Origin of the sequence: Neorhizobium sp. S3-V5DH (assembly GCF_004343065.1) — a bacterium.
Classification (GTDB): domain Bacteria; phylum Pseudomonadota; class Alphaproteobacteria; order Rhizobiales; family Rhizobiaceae; genus Neorhizobium; species Neorhizobium huautlense.
In genome coordinates, this window is record NZ_SMCL01000001.1 from 300,488 (window position 1) to 326,721 (window position 26,234).

General features: G+C 59.7%; 27 protein-coding genes and 3 tRNA genes. 17 read left to right on the forward strand and 13 right to left on the reverse strand.

The window, feature by feature from the left end; translation table 11 throughout:
- The first annotated feature begins 1 nt into the window (after position 1).
- The 5 genes from EDE09_RS01485 (at position 2) to EDE09_RS01505 (ending at position 2,902) form a co-directional block, all read left to right on the forward strand.
- A complete protein-coding gene (locus EDE09_RS01485) occupies positions 2-193 on the forward strand; it encodes a hypothetical protein (RefSeq protein WP_132408509.1) in 192 nt (63 codons plus the stop codon).
- Positions 190-456 carry a hypothetical protein gene (locus EDE09_RS01490; protein WP_132408511.1) on the forward strand — a complete coding sequence of 89 codons (267 nt, stop codon included), beginning with the start codon at positions 190-192 and terminating at the stop codon, positions 454-456. The genes EDE09_RS01485 and EDE09_RS01490 overlap by 4 nt, the downstream gene beginning before the upstream one ends.
- Positions 453-779, forward strand: coding sequence for a hypothetical protein (locus EDE09_RS01495; RefSeq protein ID WP_132408513.1), 327 nt, complete (start codon positions 453-455; stop codon positions 777-779). Before EDE09_RS01490 ends, EDE09_RS01495 begins: the two co-directional genes overlap by 4 nt.
- Positions 776-1,408 carry a hypothetical protein gene (locus EDE09_RS01500; protein ID WP_132408515.1) on the forward strand — a complete coding sequence of 211 codons (633 nt, stop codon included), beginning with the start codon at positions 776-778 and terminating at the stop codon, positions 1,406-1,408. Before EDE09_RS01495 ends, EDE09_RS01500 begins: the two co-directional genes overlap by 4 nt.
- Before the next feature lie 99 nt (positions 1,409-1,507).
- Positions 1,508-2,902 carry a DNA cytosine methyltransferase gene (locus tag EDE09_RS01505; protein ID WP_165924090.1) on the forward strand — a complete coding sequence of 465 codons (1,395 nt, stop codon included), beginning with the start codon at positions 1,508-1,510 and terminating at the stop codon, positions 2,900-2,902.
- A 137-nt stretch (positions 2,903-3,039) separates the two neighbouring features.
- On the opposite strand, the gene EDE09_RS01510 is transcribed toward EDE09_RS01505, so the two are convergent.
- From EDE09_RS01510 to EDE09_RS01565, 12 genes are all read right to left on the reverse strand, one after another.
- Positions 3,040-3,405, reverse strand: coding sequence for a hypothetical protein (locus EDE09_RS01510; RefSeq protein WP_132408519.1), 366 nt, complete (start codon positions 3,403-3,405; stop codon positions 3,040-3,042).
- A complete protein-coding gene (locus EDE09_RS01515) occupies positions 3,402-3,797 on the reverse strand; it encodes a hypothetical protein (protein WP_132408521.1) in 396 nt (131 codons plus the stop codon). The genes EDE09_RS01510 and EDE09_RS01515 overlap by 4 nt, the downstream gene beginning before the upstream one ends.
- 435 nt (positions 3,798-4,232) lie before the next feature.
- Positions 4,233-6,206 (reverse strand): DotA/TraY family protein, encoded by a 1,974-nt coding sequence (locus EDE09_RS01520; protein WP_132408523.1) that lies wholly within the window; start codon positions 6,204-6,206, stop codon positions 4,233-4,235.
- Positions 6,203-6,877 carry a hypothetical protein gene (locus EDE09_RS01525; protein WP_132408525.1) on the reverse strand — a complete coding sequence of 225 codons (675 nt, stop codon included), beginning with the start codon at positions 6,875-6,877 and terminating at the stop codon, positions 6,203-6,205. The genes EDE09_RS01520 and EDE09_RS01525 overlap by 4 nt, the downstream gene beginning before the upstream one ends.
- On the reverse strand, positions 6,874-8,031 hold the full coding sequence (locus EDE09_RS01530; protein ID WP_132408527.1) for a hypothetical protein: 1,158 nt from the start codon (positions 8,029-8,031) through the stop codon (positions 6,874-6,876). The genes EDE09_RS01525 and EDE09_RS01530 overlap by 4 nt, the downstream gene beginning before the upstream one ends.
- Before the next feature lie 9 nt (positions 8,032-8,040).
- Entirely contained in the window at positions 8,041-8,505 is a 465-nt protein-coding gene (locus EDE09_RS01535; RefSeq protein WP_132408529.1) for a hypothetical protein, read from the reverse strand.
- A 203-nt stretch (positions 8,506-8,708) separates the two neighbouring features.
- Positions 8,709-10,892 carry a DUF87 domain-containing protein gene (locus EDE09_RS01540; RefSeq protein WP_132408531.1) on the reverse strand — a complete coding sequence of 728 codons (2,184 nt, stop codon included), beginning with the start codon at positions 10,890-10,892 and terminating at the stop codon, positions 8,709-8,711.
- Positions 10,893-11,314: 422 nt separating this feature from the next.
- Positions 11,315-12,859, reverse strand: coding sequence for an RNA-directed DNA polymerase (locus EDE09_RS01545; protein WP_207914800.1), 1,545 nt, complete (start codon positions 12,857-12,859; stop codon positions 11,315-11,317).
- Positions 12,860-12,957: 98 nt separating this feature from the next.
- On the reverse strand, positions 12,958-13,794 hold the full coding sequence (locus EDE09_RS01550; RefSeq protein ID WP_132408535.1) for a hypothetical protein: 837 nt from the start codon (positions 13,792-13,794) through the stop codon (positions 12,958-12,960).
- Positions 13,752-13,843, reverse strand: a tRNA-OTHER gene (locus tag EDE09_RS01555). Before EDE09_RS01555 ends, EDE09_RS01550 begins: the two co-directional genes overlap by 43 nt.
- Before the next feature lie 177 nt (positions 13,844-14,020).
- Positions 14,021-15,757 carry a site-specific integrase gene (locus EDE09_RS01560; RefSeq protein ID WP_207914801.1) on the reverse strand — a complete coding sequence of 579 codons (1,737 nt, stop codon included), beginning with the start codon at positions 15,755-15,757 and terminating at the stop codon, positions 14,021-14,023.
- A 93-nt stretch (positions 15,758-15,850) separates the two neighbouring features.
- A tRNA-Thr gene (locus tag EDE09_RS01565) sits at positions 15,851-15,925 on the reverse strand.
- Positions 15,926-16,078: 153 nt separating this feature from the next.
- On the opposite strand from EDE09_RS01565, the gene EDE09_RS01570 reads away from it, so the two are divergent.
- The 12 genes from EDE09_RS01570 (at position 16,079) to EDE09_RS01625 (ending at position 23,836) form a co-directional block, all read left to right on the forward strand.
- A complete protein-coding gene (locus EDE09_RS01570; RefSeq protein ID WP_105370730.1) occupies positions 16,079-16,306 on the forward strand; it encodes a hypothetical protein in 228 nt (75 codons plus the stop codon).
- 107 nt (positions 16,307-16,413) lie between these two features.
- Entirely contained in the window at positions 16,414-17,706 is a 1,293-nt protein-coding gene (gene murA, locus EDE09_RS01575; protein ID WP_132408539.1) for a UDP-N-acetylglucosamine 1-carboxyvinyltransferase, read from the forward strand.
- A gap of 139 nt (positions 17,707-17,845) precedes the next feature.
- Positions 17,846-18,688, forward strand: a complete 843-nt coding sequence (locus tag EDE09_RS01580) for an oxidoreductase (RefSeq protein WP_132408541.1) — start codon at positions 17,846-17,848, stop codon at positions 18,686-18,688.
- An 89-nt stretch (positions 18,689-18,777) separates the two neighbouring features.
- On the forward strand, positions 18,778-19,209 hold the full coding sequence (locus EDE09_RS01585) for a DUF2948 family protein (protein WP_132408543.1): 432 nt from the start codon (positions 18,778-18,780) through the stop codon (positions 19,207-19,209).
- A 54-nt stretch (positions 19,210-19,263) separates the two neighbouring features.
- On the forward strand, positions 19,264-20,562 hold the full coding sequence (gene hisD / locus EDE09_RS01590) for a histidinol dehydrogenase (RefSeq protein ID WP_132408545.1): 1,299 nt from the start codon (positions 19,264-19,266) through the stop codon (positions 20,560-20,562).
- A 2-nt stretch (positions 20,563-20,564) separates the two neighbouring features.
- Positions 20,565-21,038 (forward strand): UPF0262 family protein, encoded by a 474-nt coding sequence (locus EDE09_RS01595; protein ID WP_105370599.1) that lies wholly within the window; start codon positions 20,565-20,567, stop codon positions 21,036-21,038.
- A 2-nt stretch (positions 21,039-21,040) separates the two neighbouring features.
- On the forward strand, positions 21,041-21,520 hold the full coding sequence (locus EDE09_RS01600; RefSeq protein ID WP_105370600.1) for a low molecular weight phosphatase family protein: 480 nt from the start codon (positions 21,041-21,043) through the stop codon (positions 21,518-21,520).
- Positions 21,521-21,649: 129 nt separating this feature from the next.
- Positions 21,650-21,868 (forward strand): translation initiation factor IF-1, encoded by a 219-nt coding sequence (infA, locus tag EDE09_RS01605; protein ID WP_004435948.1) that lies wholly within the window; start codon positions 21,650-21,652, stop codon positions 21,866-21,868.
- 24 nt (positions 21,869-21,892) lie between these two features.
- Entirely contained in the window at positions 21,893-22,513 is a 621-nt protein-coding gene (locus EDE09_RS01610) for a Maf-like protein (protein WP_105370601.1), read from the forward strand.
- Positions 22,514-22,573: 60 nt separating this feature from the next.
- Positions 22,574-22,789, forward strand: coding sequence for a DNA gyrase inhibitor YacG (gene yacG, locus EDE09_RS01615; RefSeq protein WP_105370731.1), 216 nt, complete (start codon positions 22,574-22,576; stop codon positions 22,787-22,789).
- Positions 22,790-23,083: 294 nt separating this feature from the next.
- A tRNA-Phe gene (locus EDE09_RS01620) sits at positions 23,084-23,159 on the forward strand.
- A 110-nt stretch (positions 23,160-23,269) separates the two neighbouring features.
- Entirely contained in the window at positions 23,270-23,836 is a 567-nt protein-coding gene (locus tag EDE09_RS01625) for a DNA-3-methyladenine glycosylase (protein ID WP_162712261.1), read from the forward strand.
- 6 nt (positions 23,837-23,842) lie between these two features.
- Here EDE09_RS01625 and EDE09_RS01630 read toward each other — a convergent pair whose 3' ends face one another.
- Complete coding sequence (locus tag EDE09_RS01630) at positions 23,843-26,230, reverse strand: cellulose biosynthesis cyclic di-GMP-binding regulatory protein BcsB (protein ID WP_132408547.1); 2,388 nt, start codon at positions 26,228-26,230, stop codon at positions 23,843-23,845.
- Positions 26,231-26,234 lie beyond the last annotated feature (4 nt).

Here is a 26,234-nt window from a genome sequence, read left to right on the forward strand (position 1 = left end):
CATGGCTCTGGCCTCCTCCAACCACCAGGCCCGACCGTCGCGAAGAGAGCGCGCGGACAGGCTGACAGTGGACCTGCCTGCCGGGACGCTTACGGCACTCAAAATCCACGTTGCACAACGTGAAACGACGATCCGAGAGGTCGTCACCGACCTCATCGAACGGGAAATCATCAACGAAGGAACGCACCCATGACCATGACAGCTTTCAATCCCGCTACAGCCGCAGCCGCTCTCAAGAGGTTTGCCGAGGCCAACGCGCATCCGTCGCTCAGGCAGCAGATTTCATCACCGGAAGTCTGGTCCGTCATCGAGGAAATGACGCGGCAAGGTTTCTCGCTCAAGACGATTGCACGCGGCCTCAACGCCGCAGGCATCGAAATCGCAGAAGCTACGTGCCTGAACTACATCGCAACGATCCGCAAGGAGAAGGAAGTTGCAGAAGGAGCGCAAGAATGAACACGGAATTCAGATTCGACGACTTCGGTTTCAATGACAAATTGGCTATCGTCGATCGCTCCGACAACTACGAGTGGGTAGAGCCGCAAATCTCGTCGTTGTTCAGCGCAGGCATTGTCCGCGTCGAACTCGTCGCCGACAGCGGTGAAGGTGACGATGATGTCCGCGAGGCGCTGCGCGAATATGTCAAACAGAACTACGTGGTGGATATCCAGTGCGACTTCGGTGACGAAGCGGACATCTCCCGCGCAGTGAGTGAAGCTGTGGCGATCCGGGACCGCTTTCTGGCGGGCAACTATGTCTCGTTCGGAGAAATGGCATGACAGACCCGAAGAAGTGGCAAATCGGCAGTACGCTGGCGGATGACGGAACACGCCGGGAATACATCGTGCATCTCGTGTCACCGCGCTTCACGGCGCGCGTGGTCAGGGTCGACCCTTTCGAACAGCAGCCGGTCGAGAAAGAGGGGGAAGCCGACGTTGTGAACGGGTTCGTGTACCAGATCGACCGTCGAACCGTTCTTTGCGAAATCGACTGGACCGACAGGATTCCCGATGCGGACGAACGAGATTTCGCCGCGCACTGGCTTGGCGAAGCCGACAGGGCGTGGGATCGCCTGCGGTCGCATTTCCTCCGCTGGAAGGCCTTGTCGCCTGTTCAGGACATGGCCTCACGGATCGATCTGGACATAAGCGGATGCAGCTCGTGGAGCGACTATACGGAAGCGTTCTGCAGTGAGAACGACCGCTCCGATGGCGATCTTGTGAAGCGCGTCAGGCATCTGGCGAACGTGGTTTCAACAGGCGAAGTCCCGGTTCTTATCGGCATGCTGCATGCCGCCGACTACTCGCGTGTGGCCGACCAAATCGGCGGCGGCGATATCTGGCGTCGGCTTTCCCGGACCTGTGGCGAACATGCCGAGGCGGCCGCCCTCGCAATTATGCGGCAGTAGAAAAGAAGCGTCTGCGCGTTTGTCGTGCAGACCTCAATTTCCACGTAGTATTCGTGAATTCGTAACCGTCGCCGTGCCATTTCCGTCATGTACAGGTACATGACGTTTTCAGCAGGGTTTTCAGTGCAGGCAGTGGAATTGTTTTGTGGCGCGGGCGGCATGTCCCGCGGCCTGATAGATGCGGGTATCGAGGTCATCCGGGCATACGATGCGTGGCCAGTGGCAGTGGAAAACTACCGCCATAACATCGGCCCTCATGCAGAGGTCGCAGACCTCAAGAACCTCCTTTCCATCATTCCGGAGATTGTTCGTCTTGCACCGGACATGATCTGCGGTGGTCCGCCGTGCCAGGACTATTCCCTGGCCGGCCGGCGTCAGGAGGGCGAGAACGCCAGCATGACGGTTGCCTTCGCGATCATCGCAACGGCCGTCCGCCCGGAATGGATTGTCATGGAGAACGTCATCCAGGCCTCGAAATCGCAGGCTTGGGCCGAGGCACGGGCAATGCTCAAACGCGCCGGTTATGGTCTGTCGGAGTCGCGCACCAACGCGAGCCTTTATGGCGTTCCACAGAGCAGACGTCGATTTATAGTGACAGCCCGCCTCGGCGAGCGAGACGGCTTTCTGCAGTCCGCCGTCGCGGACGCGGCATCCGCCCGACCGATGACTTTGCGAGATATGTTTGGTCCACTCATCAAAAGCCCTCTATACTTTCCAGCGACGTCGGCAGCCAGACGGTCACTCTATTCGCCTGACGAATCGGCTCCGACGATCCGGGAGCGGTCGATTGGACCTGTTCCCGCAACATGGCATCCCCATGCTGCCGACATTGCCCTGATCGAGAACGGATACGTATACTCTCGGCCGGTGCGTGGCGGACGAGGCGTCAGGACGATAGACGAACCATTTCCGACTGTCACAAGGACGTCTTGGGAACGTCCGGCCCCGAAGTACCTGGGCAATCCGCATCCCGACGACCCGGCACCGGCCGAATTGACTGCCACCCTCACACGAGAGCAGGCATCAAGGATTCAGGGGTTCCCGGAAGACTGGCAATGGATAGCCCGCACGCAACGGGACATCTTGCAAATGATCGCCAACGCTGTTCCCGCCCCGTTGGCGAAGGCGATCGGTGAAATCATCCTGGCCCGTCAGGCGGGGCAGACCGTACCTGCGATCGAGGGCAGGTTTCTGGACTGGCTTGAGCACAACGGACAACGTCGGACGATTGCACGAAACATCAAGGCGAGCGCGATGAGAGCGCGGCGTCTCCTGGGTGGACGGACGTATGCTGATTCAGCGAGGGAACTTGCGGGCCTCGATGCCGTGGCCGGTTTCGCCAGTTTGCCGAAGAACACGCGGAGTGACCTTCGGAGAGCTCTGGTTCTCCTCGCCGAGTTCGAAAGCTCGAAGAAATCACGACCAAAGACAACACGGCAGACCCGAGCGACCGAGACCGCTCCCGAACCGATTGTGCTGGCGGATGCCGCCTGACCGTTCTTTCTCGAGATATTCGGCAATCGCTGCTGAAACGTGGCGCAGGCAGGTCCGTACAGCGCGTTTGGCTGACATGGATGGTGTCTGGCACCTGTGAAAACGAAAAGAGCGGCAAATCCACTCTCGCTTAACACTCACCTCGCTTCGATGTTGAACCTCAGGATGCCCTTTGCAGTCTGCCCCGTTCCTGTGTCCGTCGTGCGTACCGAAAGCTCATGCTCACCCGCTACGGGAATCCCCGAAAACTCCCGCGTTTTCGGATCGTACGTCATCCAGTCGGGCGTTGACGTTGGCACGACCTGGACGGCCCCCGTCGACCTGGTGACGACGACGCCCACGGTCAACGACTGGCCTGCCTTGTGGCGTTCGGTTGGCGACGTGTCGGGACTGACGAACTCCACGCGCAGCGCGTCGGCGGGTGGTTGCAGGAGCGATCCCGCGTAAGCCGGTAGGGTCGCCAAGGCGAGAAAGATGAGACCGCTGAACAGGGAACGTGTCATCGCGGAATAAACCTCATGTGCATGTCGAGAGTGGGGATGCGCTTTCCGTCGCGCCACATCTCGACTGTGTAATTGCCTGGTTGAGGGATGCCGCGCAGCAGATGCCCGTCTGCCGTGGAGACCTCACGTACGAAGGGCGGCAGGCCGACAAGCTGGATACCCTGAAAGCCGTGCATCCTCAAAAACACCTCGTCTCCGTCACCAGGCAATTCTTGATGTCGGGTCGTGTGACCACGAAACCAATATCCCCGTTGCCCGCCTTGCTCGTGTGCGCCCTGTTCATGCGGCATGAACTTCGCGGGTAGAGGCGACGTGTGAAGTATCACCTCTGCCACCGCAGGCCCCGCCATGAATGCCGCCAGTGCGGCGACGGCGATCGTGATGGATTTCATTGTTCGCCCCCAAATGCTTTTGGGAGTCGCCATAATCCCATTCTCGCGCCAATGATCACGGGCCATGAAATCAGGCATCCGCCGAGAAACAATGTCCCCGATATCGCCCAAGCCCACACGAAAGCCCACGCAGCCCATTCGATAATCCAGACGAAATCAGGCCCGTAGGCTTCGGCCAATAAGGCGACAAAGCTGAACTCGCCTCTCATGCTCCGCCCTCTCTCTTTCCCCCGAGTGTTTTGGAGCAAGGGAGCTGCACCCATACAGCGATGCGATCAGGCAGAGACCACACGACACCAAAGGACCAGACGGCGAGGACCTGCAAGGCGCAAAACACCGTTAGCGTGACCAGTGTGGCAGACAGGTGGGGCAACCCCACGAGACCGCAGACCGTCGCTATACTCAGCCCGCCGGCCGTCCAGAATGCCGGTTTCTTCATTTCGACTTCCCTCTCTTGCTGAGCATCGCCACACCAGTTTTCGGCAATAACCCGCGTCCGGCAAGACCGAGCATTCCGCCGATAGCGCCGGAGGCGATGCTTGATTCCCCCGCCGTTCCCGGAAGGCCGAGCCAGCCGAGAACCCGATCCGGAAGCGCCCACGATTGCCCGAACAACTTCAGGCTGACGTACCAGGTCAGATAGAGCTGGATGATGGACATCACGAGGAAACCGATGAGGCCGACGACCGCGCCGCCAGTCTGGGCGAGGAAGGCGGTCGCCCACATCGAATCCATCGTCCTGAGAACGACGTTGAAAACCGGGTAAGAGCCGCAATAGGCCAGGATCGCAAGGGACGGACGTAGGAAGACGTTGACGGTCAGCATCAAGCCCATGCGAACGCCCTCGGCGGCGAAGTCGTCGCCGCCCTCCATTTTCAGCCATTTCAGGCACCACAGCGGCAGTGCGATCATGGCCTCAAGCAGAGCGGCGACAAGGGCGATGCCCGCGGCAAGGACGAACAGGAACGGAAGGATCGGGATCACGTAGGCGCGTAAGCCACCGATGAACATGAGGGCCCCAATAACCCAATTGCCCCAGCCGAGCAGGAAGTCGGCCGCCCCGCCCGCACCGACCGCGGACGAAAACCAGTTCGAGGAAGCGACCATCAACGTCGCTCCCGCGCCGATAGCCGTCCAGGCGATCGACAACATCGCATGACCCGAGGAAATCAGGTTGGACATCGCGTCACCCGATTTGGCAGATGATGACGCCCCCCATTCGGCAAGACCACGGGAAATTGGCGCAAGGAGCTTGACGAGGAAATTCGAACCTTCATCTCCCGCAGCGGCGAAGTCATTGGCCGTAAGGTTCGCCCTGTCGGTCTCTCCAGAGACCTGCAGGCGCAGGACGGCGAAGGCCCGATCCAGCGCCAACCCGAAATCCCCATCTGTCCGGGGCGCAACGTCTTCCAAGGTCTCATTCGAAAGCGCCGTCGTCAGTTCACTGATCTGGCCCAGTGCCCGGAAGTAAGTCCCCGCACTTAAAAAGCCTTCGAGCTCCGCGTTCTTGACCAGCTTTGACCTCGACTCTTTTTCGACTGTCGCGGCTTCCGTCTTGGCCGCTTCGGAAATCTTCGCGTCGAAGGCAGCCCCGCGGGCGCGGATATCCTGCACGATCGCCAGGGATAGACCCTTGCTGCCGAGCGCCTTCGTCATTGCGTCGGCGGACGAGAGGCCCGAAGTCTCGGCGGCCAACTGGGCATACCGCTGCGCCTCTGTCCTGTAGGCGGACACGATTTCCTTGACCGCCTCACGCCGTGCGTTGGAGAAACCCTCCCGGTTGTCGGGGACCGTATACGAGAAATGCCCGCAGGTCGGCCCGTAACTCCATACGGCCTTCTTGCCGAAACCAGGGATACCGAGGCCAGCGACATCGCCGGCCGGTTCGGGCAACGGTGCTTGCCAGCCCCACAGGGAACCCGCGTGATTGTAGACGGCAGCGCATATTTCGTGTTGCAGGATCGCCATGGCGACTGTCGATCCCGAGGACGACACCGGAAGGATTGTCGTCTCCCCCGATGCCACCACCTTCACGAAGACCCCCCAAGAGTCATCCGCCAGATTTATACCGCCACGGGCAACGACGTCACGCAGCAGGTAGTGTACCGGAGAAAACCCCGTCGACGGCGTCGGGATAAGAAGTCCCAAGCCAACGATGACCCGCAGCGGCGTCCATATCTGATGCCAGCGATCCCCAAGCGTTTTCCCAGTGTAAGCCGACTGCACGATCCCGGAGATGACACCGTAGCCGAGGATCACAGTACAGAACCCGAAGAGCGCCGACGTGAATACCTGCAACGTCTGGCCCCATGCCGACGTCGCGTCAGACGGTAGGACCGCCTTGACCAACTGCCACGCCAGATTAGAGTCGGGAGGTTCCTGAAACAAACTTGCTATGTAGTCGATCATTTCGGGCCTCCTGGTTTGGGACCCGTTGACCCGTTTGGGCCGTCAGGCGTGGCATCGTTCTTCGCGTTGGCATCGCTGGCGTCGTCGTCGGGAGCCAACGCCTTCATCTCGGCCTGGGTCAGCACCACAGGGACGACAGGTAATGCCAGCGGCGATGAGGGTTTCGGCTTCGCCGCCGTCCCCGCCGATCCGGCCTTGCCCGCGCTGCCCTCGTCGCCGCCGCCGTCGCCGGCCTTCGTGTCGGTATCGGTCGGCGCTGGCGCGACTTCGAAATCCGCCGCGCTCTTGGGTTCGTCCGCGCCGTCAAGGATCGTCTGGCCGATCCCCGCAAGCTCGGGCAGGCAATGCCAAATCGCGGCCAGCCAGGGACGGACGCAAGGATGCATGTCCGTCTCGTGGAGCAGTTCCGCATGATGCCGGATACGTTGCTCCAGCGTCCGCCAGCCTGCCGCGTCCCCTGACGTCGCCAGCGTTTCGAGGTAGGCGAGAAGTGGTGGAGACTCCGCCTCTAAAAAGGTCTGCCGGTGATGTGTCGGACGGCCTCGGTGTCGTAAGCACCACCGAACGACGTCCACCGCCGCCCCGTGTGCGGGATCAAGGTGGAACATTCCGATATCGCGTGTGACCGCACGGGCGTTCTGCCAAAAAATCTCTTCGCCGACGTCCATCATGGCGTCATCCCTCCCGGTGCTGGTGTCGGTGCCGGCTCATCCAGCGCGGCGGCGAGTGCCTTGGATAAAGTCCGGATTTCCTGCTGCGCAGCGAGGAGACGTTGACGCTGTTGGCGGAATGCGTAACTTGCATCGGAAGCCTTTCGCTCAAACTCACGACGTGAGTTTCGCTCTCTACCGGCGGCGGCTCTGGCCTTTTCCACGGCAGCCTTCGCGGCGGCGAGATCGCGGGCGAACTCTTTTCGAATCTGGTCGCGGATGCGGGATTCCTGAATTCCGTCGATAGCCGCCCGGAATGCTCCCCCGATGCCTCTCAGGCGATCGGCAGCCGCCCTTACCTTCGCGGCGTCTACCCTGACTGCCTGGGCCTCGGCTTTGGTGCGATCGATATACTCGCGCCCCTTGGCGTCCACCGCCGCCGCGCGCTCCACGGCCTGCTTGAGTGCCTGCGCCTGAGTCCGTTCCGCCATCCATTCCTCACGCGTCAGGCGTCGGCGCGCAGGACCGAGACGCGTCAATCCGCATGGCGCGGCCACTGCCTCGTGATACGAGTCCTGCCATTCGCGCATCGCGCCCTTGTAGGCTGCGTTGGACCGCTTGTTCAGGGCCTTTCCATCTTCACCCGGCCGTCGCCCTTCGGCCATCACCGCTCGTTTCGCAACGATACCGGGATGAAAGACCGCAGCCTTCAGTTCCCGGTCCTCACTCGGCAGCACGTAGGCGTGGATGTGCCATTGTTGCTCGTCCGTGTGCCGAATGACGGACTTCAGCGCCGGCCCGTATTGGCGCTTGAGCCAATCGATCGTCAAACGCTCCCATTGCCGGACCTCTGCCAACTTGGCCTTGTCGGCGCGGACTTCCTCGACAGTGTAAGGGTGCGAGGCGACAACGGTATGCAGAGTCTTTTGACTCACCGCGATCTTCCGGAGCTTGCCCCGCGCACCGGGCGTCATCGCCACTTCCGCGGCGGCGTCATGCATCGCCCGGACTTCCTCGACGCCGACGCCCCAGATCGTGGTCGGCGGTTTGGGATCGCGAACGTGGACCGACGCCACCGGCTTTCGGGAGGCTTCATCGAAAACGAAGGTGGTGTTGCGCCCCTTGGCATCGGGACGTCGGCACCAGGGTTCGAGGTGGACGAACTGGAAGGCCATGACTGCACCTCATCCTTGCAGAGGGACAGTCATGCAGCAGACGAGTTCCCCGTCGCGCTCCTCGACCGTGAAACGCGGATCGCGCGCCTTCGCTTCCTTGTCAGCCAGCCAGTCCGCGCGACTAACTCCATCGGGAATGATGTACGTGAAGGGCCGATCGTGGGAGACGCTGAAAACCCCGGCGACCGTATCCAGAAATGCGTCCGTCTGCATCGTCGCGATCGCTGGCGATGACACGTCCACGGTATCTGTGAAGTCCCAGGACTTCAACTGCGCGAAAAATTCGTCGGCTTGGCGGATGATTATAAGTGAAGCAAATCGGCCATGATCGAGACGGCCATGATCGAGACGAACGAGCATGAAGTAAATCGAGGGGCGTGGCATGGAAAGCACTCGGAGGAATGAACCAAGCGTGCCTGCCGGCGGAAGGAAAAGGAAGGCAAAAGTACCATGATAGTGACCGACTATCATCATTCCTGCGTCATGATGGCGGCTCCCCGAGGGCCGCGCTGCGGAGCCATTTCATGGAGACCCGGCAGGGGCCAAGACGTCGCCAGAGCGACGAGGCAACCATGCGGTGGCCCTCGGTGACTTCGTCTCTGATATAAGCTCTCGGTCCATTTCTGCCGGTTGCAGGAGACGGTAAACCGGAAGCCTATCGCAGCCGCGTAATCGACCTACTGTTCCTCCAGCTCAGGCAACGGCTGGATGGGATGTTCTGCGCGGAATGCGTCAAGGAAAGGCTGACGATCATTAAGGCGCACCAGCACCGGATTTTCGCAGGATGAAGCCTTGCCGAAGATCACGGCATGCCGCGCCTCAAGGCTTGGAAGCACGCCCGCGTAGTCCCTCCCAATGTAGTTGGACAAAAACTCCTTTCCCGTATCATCGAATGTTCGCATGGCGAAGATCGTATTACACTGGTTCAAAATGGTCTTCGTGACGTTGGCGGTGCGCTGCGTAATGAGCAGGCAACCGAGACCGTATTTCCGCCCCTGAAGGATCGCGCGCGCGCTGCGTGCCGTCGCCGCCTTGTCCCCTTCGGCGACCACCGAATTCCATTCCGGGACGAGCGAATGCGCTTCTTCGTAGACAAGGCATACCCGCGCCCGATCGATCATGCCGAGTTCCTGACACACCGTTAGGGCGGCATCCGATATAATCGCGGTGATCTCCGCGGGCGTAAGTGTCGCCATATTGGCGTTGCCTTGGAACATACCGCCCGCCTGCCGCGTAACTTCAAACTGGGCGGGGTTTAAGATGCGCAGCCACCTTTGCTCGGCTGGACTAACGAAATCGCGGAGCTGTTCCGTTACCCGTGCCCGAAACGCCAAATGGCTCCCGCCTTGTTCCTGATTTTGATGTGGAGCGCCGCCCTGGCCTGCCACCACAAGCTCTTGGCGTCGCAAGTCCTCAAATACGGGGTCAATGAACTCCGGCAGAAGCTGGGCGTACTGGTTGGTAAGATCAAGACAGATCACCTTGATTCCATCCGCGATCATCCGCTCGACCAGCTCATTCGACAGATAGCTCTTGCCGATGCCGAGAATCCCGAGGATTGCGGTATTGTGTGTTACTGCCTCCGAGATATTCAAACTTACACCAAAGCCCGTATTCGGAAAATGCCCGATCGAGTCAGGTGCAAAGATGTGCTCGTGTGCATCAAGCAGAAACACGGGCGCATTGATGCGGGGCAACCATTTCACAGGCACGAATTTTCCGACATCCGTGTCCCATCGGCCGATCTTTCGGGCCTTTGCCCGCGCATAGCCGTAGGTGTTTTTCTGCTGGACGATTTCCTCCCGTGTCAGACCGTCGATGATCTGAAAAATGACGTGATGGTCGCCGATACGGGCTTCTACAAGCCTTCCTTCAGCAAGGTCCCGATCCTCGGTGACTTCAAACAAGATGTAGTCAAGGTTCGTGTCACTGACGACGACGCCGCACAGGCGGTTAATCCATTGGATTGCTGGCACGTCCGCCAGTTCATCCGGTGCAGTGGACAGCGCGAGGGCTATCCCCGTACCTCTCGCCTCCGGCAGCTTGCTGATACGTCTCTTGAGAACTTCCGGCAGCCGCGTGGTAAGCACACGCAGTAGATTGCCTTCGTCGCGTCCGACATAGTTTAGTGCAACACCCAGCATCCACGGCCCGTTATCATCGGCGACCACCATGGGCGTACCGCGCGCCACGCTGTTATCGCCGAGCTGCCGTACCAGCACGATTCCGGGAGACTGATACGCCGCTATTGCGCCGATAACCTGAGCGGCCCTGACCACGCCCCATTGCTCGCTAGCCCAATCAACGAATCCCAGGACCGACTCCACCGGCCGCAGGACGACGATCACAGCCCAGGCGCTGAGAATGGTCGCAACCTCGTCGGCGCGGGTCCGGTGAAACAGCCAGACGCACAGCAGAATGACGATCGTGAAAATCACGACTGGGCTTCCCAAGCCGCGAACGGCTCTGTCCGCGAGTCGGACATAGGGGCGGGTTTCTGCGCCGACCGGGGGTCTGATAAGCAGGACGAAGACGGACACGACGCATATGGTTGCGCAAAGCGCAATGACGCTCCACAAGAGCACCGCGTCGCCGCTGCCCGGCGTGACCACGAGCGACCCCGCTACCAGCGCCGCCAGAGCCATGAAGGCGTTCGTGGCGGCATCGGCCGGCGGCGTAAAGTGCGGATTGAGCAGGCGGCTGCCGAACAGGAGACTGGCAAACCCGCTATAAATCCAGATAGCATTTTCGTTGGGCATCAAGCCAGTCGAAACAACACAATACTGGATTGCCGCCAGCAATAAGGCATAGACCAATAGGCTAGCGACCCTGTGCCGAGTTTGCTTTCTGGCAGTTTCCATTACGAGCCCCTCTACTTGCTGTAGAAAGAAGACAAATTACAACCCGCGTCAAGGAGGGCGGGGCGCACTTTAAAGACGCAACGGAATGGCACCGATGGCACCGCAGGTCACAGTAGCCCTCAGGTCGATGTCAATCCATGTATAGCAATGTCAGCAGCATCTAGCAGCCAGAGTGGGTAGTTAGAAACTTCGATTAGTGGACGTTGGTGCGCTGACGAGTACCAATGGAAGACACCTGGCAGAAGTACGCAATTAAAGAAGACTTCGGCCAAATGCGACATTCGACCCATGCTGGGCGTTTCTGTGGTCACAAGTACGATCACTTTTCACTTGTGCGCCGACCCTGCGCTGATTTGATGCTCGCTAGCGGTCTTTCTCTGTGATCAAGACTGAGAAACATTAACAGCGGGCACACGCCACTTTCAGATGGCCGTCGCTATCAGCGTATTGATGGCATTGTGACCTCCCCACGCGCGTTTGCACGTCCTGCGCTCCACCAAGCTGAGGTACTTCGAGGCGTACAGGATGGCGCTCCGCACGTAGTCGGACGGCTCGTCCTCGTAAGAGGTCCGCACGGTCCGTTTCTGCTGCGCGACGCCGTGCTTAGCGGCAAAAATCGCGGCCATAGCACGTGTTTCTTTCGCCATAGTGCGGTTCTGGAGCCACTGAAGAGCGGTGTTCACCGTTGCACGGGTGACATTCCTCGCCCTGAGCAGGGCTGCCAGCAAGAACATGCGCTGGTAGTCGGATACGTTGCCGTCGTCCACCAACTCCTCAAGAGCATCAACGACGTCCTGGTTTGTCCGGACAAACGTGGAAATGTAGGAGAAGTACAATCTGGTCTGGTGCGGTTTTTCCTTGAGGTTAGCCAACACGTGATCGACGGCGCTGTCAGACTGAGATGAACGCAGGATAGGAAGGCAAAATTTCTCAATCTGCTCTTCATGGTTCGGATAGTCGCCGATGTTTTCCATCAGTCGCTCGACGGCTGCGTTTTCGAGGTCTTCCTCCTCCTCCTCATCCTCGTCATTATCTTCCTCGTCTTCCTCCCACTCGATTTCAAAGCCGTAAGGGCTGGCCCGCTCATAGGTCTCGTCATTCTCGACCTCCTCACGAATCTCGTCGAAGAGCCGATCAATCGCGGTCTCCTCACGGGCAACCTCGTCGGCGGGTATGATCTTGGACTTGTATTCGTTTAGATGCAGCCCGTCTTTGCGTAGGGTCTCAATCAGACTGGCTAGCCCACGTCGAGCATCCGCTTCCGACGGGAAACCCATATAGATGTCATCGACGTACCTAGCTGAGAGTATGTCAGAGAGTTCACAATAAGCGTCGAAGTCGGAGAGGAAGAAGTTGCCGAGGGCATCGGACGGATACACGCCTTGGACTATGCCAGAGGAATTCCGCTCGCGGAACGACAACAGCATTTCCTCAAGCAGGTTAACGACTTCTGGCGCGCACCCCGCTGCTGCCATGAGGTTCACTAGGTGATGCTGCGGCAACCGCTCGAAGTAATTCGAGATGTCAGCTTTAAGGATGAACTCGCTCCCGTCGCAGATTTCGGCCACGCTGGCTTGGAAGCGCTCCCAACATTCGTGGTTGGGCTCGAACATCTGCCCGTCCTCATTTGAGGGAACGTGGCTAAAGGACCGCTCGCGGTCTAGGCCGTCCTCCAGATTCACCATTACAGTGTCGACGAGCGCTTGATACATTAACCTGTCGGCGGGTCGGAGGATGCTGCCCGGGCGCGTGAAGAAGCGTTCTTTTGGAACGCTCATGGTGATCGGAAGCTCAGGTTGGTACGTCCCCGCTCGGAGCTGCTGCTTGACTTGCTCCCACAGCTCGTCGCCCGCCTGGCTGAATATCGAGTTGTAGTGCGGAGCAAGGATGAAGTCGCTACGAATGTCGGCCTTCACGTGGGCAATGACGCTCTCGTGGTCGATTCCAGCGATTATTCTTCTATCCAAGCCCGGCATATCTTACCTATGTCTCCAAGAGAAAGGACAAATTGTAGGCCCCTCGGGCAAGCGGTCTACGCTTGCCGCGTCGACTTGCCCGACTCTTATCACGAGGCATCTATTGTTAGATTCAGGCGGCAATAGACCTCCGCCAAACCCGGAGCAGTGGACTTGAGAAATCGCAGCACAGAAGCGTTACGCTTGGCGGGCGTGGTTTGCATCTCGATTTCGGCAATTCGAACATTCAGGCCGTAGTAATCCATTAGGGCATGAAGATCGTGAACCGCCAAAACTGCTACGGCCTTGTCGATTTGGCGGGTGAGCCTAATGGACATGGCAACTAGGCTTGTGATGTCTTTGAGGGTAGCCTGCCCACTCTCAAAATCAGCGAGCAATCGATTAACCGACAGGCCTGCAAAACCTTCATCAATCTCTTTTTCGGAATCGACCAATTTCTTTCGCTGGATAGGCGTGAGCGAGGCGCGGGATCGTGGATGTACCACCCGATTTCGCCAGTGAACTAATAACACAGCGCCGACAGCTAAATAGCTGTCAGGGCCCACCGCCTCGAACGCTACGTCGGCGAGCATCTCTGCGCGAGACGTTTTGCTGTTCCAATTGCTCCGGATGGCGCTGAAGCGTGGCATTCGTGCCATCGCTTTCACGAACTCGTCTAGTGCTTCGGCGACCCGAACAAGTACCGCTTCAAGCATAAACCTCCGCGATTTGCGAGCTGCGGCGACGCGATCCTTAGGATTCCACGAGATATTTAGCGCATCTGGCTTTTCGTGGCCCTTCTCAACCGCGTCGAGGCCGACGACGGCGGTATTTAGGTTCGCCACTGTCTCGCCAACGCTCGCCAGAAAGTCTCTAAGAGGTTGATTCGGGTATGTCTCAGTATTGGTGGCATCATCGGGATTCGAACCCGCGCTATCTGCTTTCAAAGTGCATTCCTCTAATCGGCAGATGTGCTAACCGCTACACTACGATGCCACAAAAAATCTATAGCAGGAGTGAGTTCAGCCCGTCTATCGTCTTGTGACCCTTATCGACGACTGGAGTGCAACGACCAAATTTAAGCCTATGATTTTTGGGGAACGGCGCGGCTCCGGTCGCCGCTGGATCAACGCTCGGTAGCAAGGGCATGCGACAAATTAATGTAGAAAAACGTTAGAAGGGTTGGCTTTCCCGTAGATTGGCGAAACCGAGGTTCTCGTAACGCAACTTCTGGATTTCCTCATTCAGTACCCGGAGTTTACGCAAGCCCGTGCCGTACCTCTTCGACATGCCGCCTGAGCTATGGCCAAGAAGAGCGTCCACGATTCCCTGGGGGATCAGACTGTCGAGGGCGGCATCTTCGAAATTGTGGCGGAACGAGTGGAACGAGTTCCGGTCGTGCTTGATCTTCAGGTTCGTCAGGAACCGATTGAATCGTGGTGCATATGCGGTCGAATAGTAGCCATCGCTCGACTTCGGCATCTCAGGGAACAGCCGTTCGTGGCCGGCCAGCCGCTGATCTTCGGCAAACCCGAGGAAACCAAGTTCGATCAGAGCAGGATGGATGGGAACCTCACGGAGTGAACTGTCGGTTTTTGTTCGCTGCTCTTCGCCGTCATCCGTGATGTTCAAATAATGGATGCCTCCGAGCGTGCGCACGTCCGCGACATTGAGCTGGATGATTTCACCTGCCCGAGCGCCTGTGTAAAGGCCGAGCAAAGGCACCCAATAAATCCCCTCGTCGTTCGGGATATGAGCACCCTTGGTCAGCCACGACGCCGATGATTTGCAGCCCGTGTAGAGCGGTGCCTTGAAGATGGCTTGTAGTTCGGTTTCCGTGAACGGAAGACGGTCATCCCGCCCGCTTTCGCCGAGCCTGATGTTCAGCCCGTTGAATGGGTTCCTCGGAACGTCGTCGTAATGAGCTTCGGACCAATTCCACAAAGCCCGGACGAACCCAAGTATCTTGTTCACGTTCCGATCTGACATAGGCGAGAGTGCAAGCTCCTCAGCCTTGTCCGCAGCCTCGGCAAAGGCCAGACCTATAAGCATCGGGTGCCGCGTATAGTGGGGCGGAAGCCGTTTCAGGACACTCTTGAACTCACGGGCATCCTTCTTCGCATACTGATCTAGCAATTTGTCACCGGCCATTTCCATGAACCGCTCGGCCCACAGCCGGTTCATTTCGGCGCTGGAATCAACCCATGCAGTTTTCTTGTCCTTGGCCCACGCGGCAATGGCGACCGAAAGGAGCGGCGCTGCGGACGTGGATACTGGGGTGGGTGCCGCGATTGAAGCCGGAGCGCTGCCTTGAACTGTCGGATACAGATTTGCATAGGGATCGACGGTTGGATCGGCGTCGTCGTTGCTCAGGTCTCTCAGATACATCCGGGCACGATGTGCGGCTTTCGCGACCTTCTTTCGCAGGAGTTCCATACTCTCTTCGTAGAGGCGGATGCCACGCTCCCCTAAATAGGAATTGATCTCGGGGTCATTTCGCTTTGCCAGAATTAGCTCGGCCAGCGCTTCTCTCCCCGGCATGACTATCATCTTGGTTTTGGGATGGTCAGGATGATCCTTGAACTCAAAAGCATCCACCGATCTGGCCCAGCTTGAATCGGAGAGCTTGCTTGGATTTTCGAAATTGGCGGCGATCTTCTTTCGATAGATTTCACCAGCCATAATCGCGGCGTCGTGTTCGCTCAGGTGTGTAAGGCCAGCCCGCAGGTTTGCGAAGCGTTCCTCGATCTCGGCGGCGACCTTGGAGAAGCGAACCTTTGCCTCACCTATGTCTTTCGTTCCGAGGCTTTTGACGATCTCTTTCTTGCCGACGATCGGGCGCAGGTCCTCGGGGACGCGCTTTCGATATTCGTAGACTCCGGTACGTGAATCTTTTCTGGGCTGGGCCATTCTCAAAACCATGTGTGTACCCGCCTTGTGTACCCATAAGCGGTTACGAAATCCTTGAGAACCAGAATGTTCAGCATTTTCAGGGGGAAATAGTGGTGCTGCTAGAGAGATTTGAACTCTCGGCCTCTCCCTTACCAAGGGAGTGCTCTACCCCTGAGCTATAGCAGCATTTGGCCGGCGCGAAATGTCCGCGTCGTCGGCGAGGGGCCTATTGCCATAGGTTCATCGGTAGCGCAAGCCGCAAATTCGAAGTTCTTGTGCCCGAATGAGGAAAACATCGCCGCGGCTTTCGCCGGCGCGGCTTTTTCGCTATGGAAAATCATGACCGAAGAAGAAGATCAGCACTCGCAAACGGGAAAGGCGAATGAGACGCGGGGCGCGCGTGCACGCGCGGCTGCGGCTGCGAGGGAGGCCGAGCGCAAGGCCCGCGCCGCGGCGAAGCTCCGCGAGAACCTGATGCGGCGCAAGAGTCAGGCTCGCTCCCGGCGCGCCGGCGAAGCCGATACCGCACATGGATTGCCTGCCGCAAAAACGGACGAATCATCCTGATCTATACCGAACCTGACGGTGGGCCAAATTTAGCAATCATTGAAGTAGCGGCGGATTTCGTCTAAGGACGCGTCCTTTCGCGCTCGCACAAGAAAGAGTGACAACGCATGGATCGCATCAGAATCGTCGGCGGCAATGAACTGAGGGGGACCATTCAGATTTCCGGAGCGAAGAATGCGGCCCTGCCATTGATGATCGCATCGCTTCTGACGAGTGACACGCTGACGCTCGAAAATGTCCCGCATCTCGCCGACGTCGAGCTCCTGATGCGCATTCTCGGCAATCATGGCGTCGATATTGCAGTGAACGGTCGCCGTGAACGTCAGGAAGAAGGCTATTCCCGCACCGTCAATTTTACCTGCCGCACGATCGTTGACACCACTGCTCCCTACGAGTTGGTTTCCAAGATGCGTGCGAGCTTCTGGGTGATTGGTCCGCTCGTTGCCCGTGAGGGCAGGGCGCGTGTATCGCTGCCCGGCGGTTGTGCCATCGGCACCCGTCCCGTCGACCTTTTCCTGGAGGCACTGCAGGCGCTCGGAGCCGAGATCGAGATCGACGGCGGTTACGTCAATGTCAGCGCGCCGAAGGGCGGGCTCGTCGGCGGCCGTTATGTCTTTCCGAAGGTTTCCGTCGGCGCGACGCATGTGATGCTGATGGCGGCGACGCTGGCTAAGGGCACCACCGTGATCGAAAATGCTGCGCGTGAGCCGGAAATCGTTGACCTGGCAAAGTGCCTGACGGCGATGGGTGCCAAGATTTCCGGCGCCGGCACGAAAACCATCACCATCGAAGGCGTGACGTCGCTGTCGGGCGCACGCCACCGCGTTTTGCCGGATCGCATCGAGACAGGCACCTATGCCATGGCGGTCGCCATGACCGGCGGGGACGTGACGCTGGAAGGCACGGATGCTTCGCTGCTCCAGGGCGCTCTCGATACCTTGCGGATGGCCGGCGCGCAGATCACCGAAACCGGAAACGGCATCCGGGTGGTTCGCAACGGAAACGGCATCCAGCCGGTCGATATCACCACGGAACCCTTTCCGGGCTTTCCAACCGACCTGCAGGCGCAGTTCATGGCGCTGATGACCCGGTCCTCCGGCGTCTCCAACATCACCGAGACCATTTTCGAAAATCGCTTCATGCACGTGCAGGAATTGGCCCGCCTCGGCGCCAGAATTTCACTGTCTGGTCAGACGGCGAGAGTGGAAGGCGTTTCGCGCCTCAAGGGTGCTCCGGTGATGGCGACGGACCTGCGTGCCTCCGTTTCTCTGGTAATTGCCGGCCTGGCAGCCGAGGGCGAGACGATGGTGAGCCGCGTCTATCACCTCGACCGCGGCTTCGAGCGGCTTGAAGAAAAGCTCACCCGTTGCGGCGCGACGGTTCAGCGCGTCAGCGACTGACAGTTTTTGAAATTCGGATTTCGCGGGAACGGCAGGGGCATTGCCCTTGCCGTTCTTTTTTGTATTCCTATCTGCCGCAGGCATTCCACCTTTGCCTCCCGCTTCACAATCCTGATCCGGTATATCGCGGAGATTCCCCATGGCTGAAGTTTCCAATCCCGTCTGGTTCATCACCGGCTGCTCCACCGGCTTCGGCCGCGAACTCGCCAAGCTCACGCTCGACCGCGGCTGGCCGACGGTTGTGACTGCCCGCGACAAAGCAAGGGTCGCCGATCTCGCCCAAGGCAGGGACAATGTCCTGGCGCTCGATCTGGATGTGACTGACAGCGGTCAGGTCCATGCTGCCGCGAAAGCCGCGGAAGAGAGATTCGGCCGCATAGACGTGTTGGTAAACAATGCCGGCTATGGCTACCAGGCAGCGATCGAGGAGGGCGAGGAGGATGAGATCCGTGCCATGTTCGACGCAAACGTCTTCGGTCTTTTTGCCATGACGCGGGCGGTGTTGCCGGGCATGCGCGCCCGCCGCAGCGGGCATATCATCAACATCACCTCCATGGCCGGTTTTATGGGCTTGCCAGGCTCGGGCTACTACGCGGCGACCAAGCACGCCGTCGAAGGGTTTTCGGACAGCCTGCGCCTTGAGGTCGCGCCGCTCGGCATCAAGGTAATCGGAGTCGAACCTGGCCCTTTCCGCACCGACTGGGCGGGCCGTTCGCTGAAACAGACGCCGAGCCGCATCGCCGACTATGCCGAGACGGCCGGCGCGCGCATGAGTTCCACCGCCGGATATAGCGGAAAGCAGCCCGGCGACCCGGTCCGGGCCGGCGAGGCGATGATCGCCGCAACCCAAGCCGATGAGGCGCCGCGCCATCTGGTGCTGGGTGCGATTGCCTACACCGCGGTCACTGACAAGTTGAAGGAGCGGCTTGCCCAGATCGACCGCTGGAAGGAAACCAGCCTTTCGGCGGATTTTCCGGCCTAGCCTGGAGTTGCGTCCGCGCTCTCGGCATCCTATTTCGGATTTAGGAACATTGGCGCGGAACCGCGTCTCAGGATGGATAGTCGAACGCGATGACCGAACTCAAGTTGCTGGCCCTGGATACGGATGATCTGGGGATAATTTCCGCTCATATGCAGGATGCGGTGTTCAAGGTGGGCGATGTCCGCTGGTCGCCTTCCGAAAAGAACTTTTCGCTGGCGGCCAACCGGTTCGTCTGGGAAGAGACCGGCAAAAGGCGAAAGGGCTTCGAGCGTCGCCGCTCGGCCCTCGTCTTGAAGCGTGTGGAAGCGGTCCGCTCCAGCGGCATCGACCGCAACAGGAAGGACGACGTGCTGTCGCTGCTTGCGGTGACCTTCACGCAGAAGGGCGACGGCCCGGAAGGAACGGTGGAACTTGTCCTCTCCGGCAAGGCCACGATTGCGCTTGATGTCGAATGCATCGAAGTTGCTCTTGCGGATATCGGCGGCGCGTGGGAAACGGCATCCAGGCCCCGACATCCCTGACCGGGACCGCCCCGACCGTGATAGAACGTCATCTTGAGTTGAAGGAATATCCGCTTGGCAATCTGGCTGGAGCAGGCATCGCAGGATTTTGAGGCGAAATTCTCCGCCTTTCTCTCCACCAAGCGCGAGGTGTCGGAGGACGTCAATGCCGTGGTGCGCGCCATCATCGACGATGTGCGCGCCCGGGGCGATGCAGCGCTCATCGATTATTCTGCCCGCTTCGAGGGCATAGACCTCGCCAAGGCGGGTATCCGGGTAAGCAAAGCGGATATCGACGCCGCGGTTGCCGAGACCGATCCGAAGGTCATGGATGCGTTGAAGTTCGCGGCCGAGCGGATCGAAAGGCATCACGCGCGGCAGATGCCGAAGGACGATATCTATGAGGATGCACTCGGCGTCGGTCTCGGCTCCCGCTGGACCGCGATTGAAGCGGTCGGCTTGTACGTGCCCGGCGGCACCGCAAGTTATCCGAGTTCGGTGCTGATGAATGCCGTCCCTGCAAGGGTTGCCGGTGTACCGCGTGTCGTCATGGTTGTTCCGACGAGCGGCGGCAAAGTCAATCCAGCCGTGCTGGCTGCGGCCCGCATTGCCGGCGTGACGGAAATCTACCGGATCGGCGGAGCTCAGGCCGTGGCAGCTCTTGCTTATGGCACGCAAACCATTGCCCCGGTCGCAAAGATCGTCGGGCCTGGAAATGCCTATGTCGCCGCCGCCAAGCGACACGTCTTCGGAACTGTCGGCATCGACATGATCGCTGGTCCCTCCGAAGTCCTCGTTATTGCCGACAAGGAAAACGATCCGGATTGGCTTGCGGCCGATCTGCTCGCTCAAGCCGAGCACGACGCAGGAGCCCAGTCCATCCTGATCACCGACGATCGCGATTTCGGTCAGGCAGTGGAGGCCGCGGTCGAACGCCAGCTGAAAATGCTTTCCCGCTCCGCAACCGCTGCTGCGAGCTGGCGCGATTTCGGCGCCGTCATCCTGGTGCCGGACCTGCAGTCCGCTCTGCCGCTCGCCAACCGTATCGCGGCCGAACATCTGGAACTGGCGGTCGCGGATCCGGAAGCGCTGATGCCGGGGATCCGCAATGCCGGCGCGATCTTCATCGGGCGCCATACGCCTGAAGTCATCGGCGACTATGTTGGCGGTTCCAACCACGTGCTTCCGACCGCCCGTTCGGCCCGCTTCTCCTCGGGGCTTTCGGTGCTGGACTTCGTCAAACGCACCTCGATCCTGCGCCTTGGCCCGGACCAGTTGCGTCAGCTGGCACCTGCGGCGATCACGCTCGCCCATTCCGAGGGGCTCGATGCCCATGCGCGCTCCGTCGCCATTCGCCTGAATGACGGAGGGTGAGCATGGGCCAGGGGGACTTCCGGCTCTCCGATGTCGAACTCGACGCCTCGATCGGGCGGTCGACCCCTGATGTCGAGCACGAGCGGGCGGTCGCCATCTTCGATCTCGTCGAAGAAAATTCATTCGAACCCATCGGTCATGCCGGCGGCCCTTACAAGCTCAAGCTCTCGCTCGTGGATTCCAAGCTGGTGCTCGGCATTGCCACGGAAGCCGGCGAGGCCGTCGCGACCCATATCCTCTCGTTGACGCCCTTCAGGCGGATCATCAAGGATTACTTCATGATCTGCGAAAGCTATTATGAGGCGATCCGCTCCTCCACGCCGAGCCGGATCGAGGCGATCGACATGGGCCGCCGCGGTATCCACAACGAAGGCTCCCAGACGCTGATGGATCGTCTGGACGGCAAGATCCGTGTCGATTTCGATACGGCAAGGCGGCTCTTTACCCTGGTCTGCGTTCTCTATTGGCGCGGCTGAGCATGGCAACCGCTCCCACGCCCGAGACGAAAAGCAAGCGGCCGGGCGCCATCCTTTTCATGTGCGGGTTCAATTCCATCCGCTCGCCAATGGCGGAAGCCATTGCAAAACGGCTCCTGCCGCACGATATCTACATCCAGTCCGCCGGTGTGCGCGCCGGCGAACGCGATCCCTTCGTGGATGCCGTGTTGGAAGAAGTCGGCCTGTCGATCGGCCGGCATCAGCCCCGCACACTCGATGAACTTGAAGATGATTTTTTCGATCTCATCGTGACGCTCACGCCGGAAGCCCATCATTCGGCGCTGGAACTGACCCGTTCCAATGCTGTTGATGTGGTTTATTGGCCGACCATGGACCCCACAGCAGCGACGGGAACCCGTGACCAGACGCTCGACGCTTATCGTGAGGTTCGCGACCATCTCTGGCGCCTGATTGAGCAGCGACTTTCGGGCTTGAACCGGCGCTCGGCAGAGACGGCCTGAAAGACATTCAGAATCGCTCTCAAGCGAGGTTCACAAAGCGGACATGATTGTGTAGTTTCCGCGCACATTTTCGGGCGGGCGGAAAAGGCTCCCCCGCTTTCGATTCAAAAACAGGAAGAAACCCTTTAGATGGCCAAAGAAGAAGTCCTTGAATTCCCGGGCGTCGTTACCGAACTGCTGCCGAATGCGACGTTTCGCGTGAAGCTTGAAAACGAGCACGAGATCATTGCCCACACGGCTGGTCGCATGCGCAAGAACCGCATCCGTGTCCTGGCGGGCGATAAGGTGCTTGTCGAAATGACGCCCTACGACCTCACCAAGGGCCGCATCACCTACCGCTTCAAGTAACCACATCCTTTGCAGCGGGCACCCATGGCGCTGGAACAAAAGCTGATACTGGCCTCCGGTTCTCCGCGCCGTCTCGACCTTCTGAATCAGGCCGGTCTGGCGCCTGCGCGGCTTATGCCGATGGATATCGACGAGACGCCGAAGAAGTCCGAACATCCCCGATCGCTTGCGCGCCGGCTTTCAACAGAGAAAGCCGAGGCAGCGTTTGCGGCGGTGAACGGCGATCCCAACTGGCGGCACAGCTATATTCTTTCCGCCGATACGGTCGTCGCCGTGGGGCGCCGCATTCTGGAGAAGACGGAATATACGGAAGAGGCCTCCGCCGCCCTGCACCTGCTTTCCGGGCGCGGCCACTGGGTCTACACCGGGATCTGCCTGGTGACGCCTGGGGGCCAGTTCCGTCAGAAGGTCGTGCAGACCAAAGTGCGCTTCAAGCGGCTTTCCAGCCGCGAGATCGAAAACTATATCGCGTCGGGACAATGGCGCGGCAAGGCTGGCGCCTACGCGATCCAGGGGGTCGCCGGCACCTTCGTTCAGAAGCTCGTCGGCTCCTACAGCAATGTCGTCGGGCTGCCGCTTTATGAGGTGACGAGCTTGCTTTCCGGCGAAGGCTTCGACGTGGCTGCCGCCTGGCCGGAAGCCTGAGAGGAAGCCGGTGCAGCCTCCGCCGCCGGTGTCCCCCAAGAAATGGAGTGCTTCGAAACTATGGCATCCGAACCCATCAAGACCGGCGGCAAGGTCGAGCCGCTGAGAAAAACCAGACCTTGCCCCGAATGCGGAAAGGCATCTTCACGCGAGCACTATCCATTCTGCTCGGACCGATGCCGAACGCTCGACCTGTCACGGTGGCTGACCGGCTCCTATGCTATCCCCGTGGCGGAAGACGAGACCAAGGCAGACGGTTCCGACGAACGCGAGTGAGCAGAACCGGCAGACCCGGTTTCAAGAACTTTTCCCGGACCGAATTTCAGCAGGCCCGAACCGAGGATCCGGCGAACTTTTTATCGCTTTGATGAAATCGCTAACCCGGCAGACGCCGCGGCAGTCAGCCGATCCAGGCCTATGCTGTTTTTATTGATGAAATTCGGAATTTCGCAAAGCTGTCAAAAAAGTGGGCTGTGGTGCTGGACATGGCCGAACAAGATGTTATAACCCCGCTCGCTTCCGGGGGAGTTACCCCCGCCGGCCTCGGCCGGAAGGCTGAATGGCCTCGATGCCCGGATAGCTCAGTTGGTAGAGCAGCGGATTGAAAATCCGCGTGTCGGTGGTTCAAATCCGCCTCCGGGCACCATTATTCCCGAAAAGTTCGGCAATGCATTTTGTTTGGCGTCCGCTAGCAGTCGAAGACAAGTCGCTGCGAGCGCATTTATCAATGCCGGACGATATGCGCAGGACATATCCTTGGATCAGCAGTTCTTCGACAGAAATTCGATAGAGGTGGCGCGTGATTTGATCGGCGTCGAACTCGATGTGTCGGGCCTCGGCGGGATCATCGTCGAGACCGAGGCTTACGAGCCTGATGATCCCGCATCGCACAGCTTTCGCGGCCCGACGCCGCGGAACTCGGTGATGTTCGGGGCGCCCGGCCATGCCTATGTCTATCGCTCCTACGGAATTCACTGGTGCCTGAATTTCGTATGCCGCCCGGGCAGTGCAGTGCTGGTCAGGGCGCTGCAGCCAGTCCGTGGTCTGGCTGAAATGGAGAAAAGGCGCGGAAGGGCGGATCCCTTGCTGCTCTGCGCAGGGCCGGGACGGGTCTGCCAGGCTCTGGGGATAACGATAGAACACAACGGGCTGTCGCTTTTCGGCCCGCCCTTCGCTTTCAGCCCTCCGCAGGTACCGCCGTTGATCGTCACAGGGCGGCGGATCGGCATTTCGCAGGCGGTCGACCAACCCTGGCGTTTTGGCCTTTCCGGCTCGCCTTATGTCAGCAAGAGGTTTGTCGGCCGGGGCGTCCCGGCTCCGTAGAACTGCTCATTTATCGCGGCCGAGCAGGGAAAGCAGGCCACCGGTCGCGAGGCCGAGCAAGACGCTGCCCGCCCCCAGAAGCAGCGCATAGGACATGATGTTGTCCGAAAGCCAGTTCGCTGCGATCAGCCGGGCGTTCTCGAAGGAGAACGGTTGCGTCGGGCTGAAGCGGAATTGGCCGACAGGCACCTCGCTTGGTTCCTTGTCCGCGCCTTCGTAGACCGTGATGCGCCCCTTGAGCTTGTCCCATTCGGTGCGCGTGGAAAAATTGCGCATCCCCTCGGCCAGCAAATCCGTATCGGGCGAGATGACCGCGGTCCAGGTGCCGAGTTCTGTCGGATCGCTTTGCTGGGCGACGATCAGCCGCGCTGTCGGTGGCGGTTTGTAGAATTCTTCGGTCGCGGGCGCGAAACGCAGCATTGCAAGCGAAAGGTCGAAATTCTCCTTTGCCCAGTCGCCGATTGTCGAGAACTGGCGTGCAAAGAAATTCGTTCCGGAACGCTGCTGCCAGTCCTGCAGCGTCAGGGACTGGTCGCCGCCGGTCTTTGGGGAGGAGCCCGAGCGCGTCCAGTTGCTGCGGCTGTCCTGGTCGATCTTCAGCTGGGCCAGCACATTTGCCGGAAATTCGGATATGGCGCCGACGAACAGGGCATTGACGCCGGAAACCCGCGCTGCCGATGTGGTGACGTCGACAGGGATGACGTATTGCGCGGCCTCGGCCATCTTGCCGAGGAAAGTAGCGGCTGCGGCGAGTGTCTGTTCGTCGATGCGGCCTAAAAACAGGGAAACGGGCGGCGGACTGGTCCGATACGGGAATCCCGTTCCTGCGGTGGCAGCGAGGTTGGGGACCTGGGCGATGCGGGCAAAATTCGGCATATGAAACTGCGAACTGCCGAAGAGCGCAAAACGCGCCTTGGGATCGGCAGGCATGCCGGGTGCGCAGACCGCATCCTGCGGGGTCAGGAGCGCCGCTTCGATGGTGATCGTATTGACGCCGGGCCTGAAGTGCCGAAGCGTCATCTTGATCGGGAGATGTCGAAATACGCCGCCTCGGTCGGAGGTGATTGGTACGGTCGAAGCGATGTTGCCGTTGACGAATACGTCGATATGGCTGCCCGGTTGAACCTCGGACGTATAGGCGGCATCGAGCAGGATGCGACCTTCGCCATAGGCATTTGCATAGAAATCCGAGGGAACGCCGACCGTGAAGCGGGTGCGGAAGAGGCGGCCCGAAAACTCCTGGCTTTCGATGCCGAGGCGGGTGAAGTCGGCAACGGCATTGGAGTAAAGGAAGGGTGTGTCTATTCCGTGCCAGGATTGGGTGGCGAGTGTCTCGCGCCTTTGGGTCGCCGCGCCGTTCGTGGAGGAAATCAGGCTGTTCACCAGCCCTTCGATTGCCGGCCAGCCTGGGCCGGAAATGACGAATGTCGAAACACCGGCCGCGCCGGGATAGTCGAGGAAGTTTGCCGCGCCGCCGTTTCTGGTCGAGTCCGGCAGTGTCGGGAGTATCGGTTTCAACTCGTCATGGGTGCCGACGAAGATCGCGAGTTCTCCCGGCTGCGGCGGGGCGCTTGGCGTCTTTTCGAAGGTAAAGGACTGGTTCGGCATACCGCTCATCAACGCCAGCCCCTGGGAGAGCCGCATCAATACGTCCGTTGCGCCCAGCTGATCGAGCGCGGGTACGATCAAGCGGAAGCGAGTATTGCCTTTGTTGTCGACACCCACGGCGCGGATGTCGTCCAGACGCGAAAACCGGCCCGCATTCGGAGCGTCAAAAGCGAGGAACGTTCGTTGCGGGTCGATCTCTGTCCAGAGTTCGAATGTCGACTCGATCGTGCAATCGGTACGATGGCGTTGGTCGGCGCGAAAGCGAATGATATTGGACCCGGCCTTCAACGTTCCGGCGGGGATGTCGATCACGCGGTCGCGATAGCCTTCCGGGGAGGAAATCTGGTCATTGTGGATAGGCATGTCATTGATGACAACGGCCAGACGCGATGTTTCCGGCGCCACCACAATGGAGTTCTGGTAGCCGACGTGGAGCTTGGCCGGCGCGGCTGCCTGATCCGGCGTGAGATAGATCGACCAGGAGCGTTGTTCGCCTTCGCCGCGCAGCTGCAATGTCCTGTCGGGCACGAGATAGCGGCGCGCAGCAAGCTCCGACGATGCGGAGGGCGGCCGGGCCGGAGTGGGTTGCCCGGCGGCGGGAATACGCGCATCACCGCTGACAGGTGGAGCTGGAGATAACGGTCGTGCACCGGGAGTGGTGACGGGAGGGGCTGACGGAAGACGTTCCGGCCCCCGTTCCTGATTCATGTCGAAGGGAGCCGGACTTTGGGCCGAGGCGATACCTGCAGCAGCAAGAAGAAGCGCGAACATGAGGGTTCTCTTCATGACG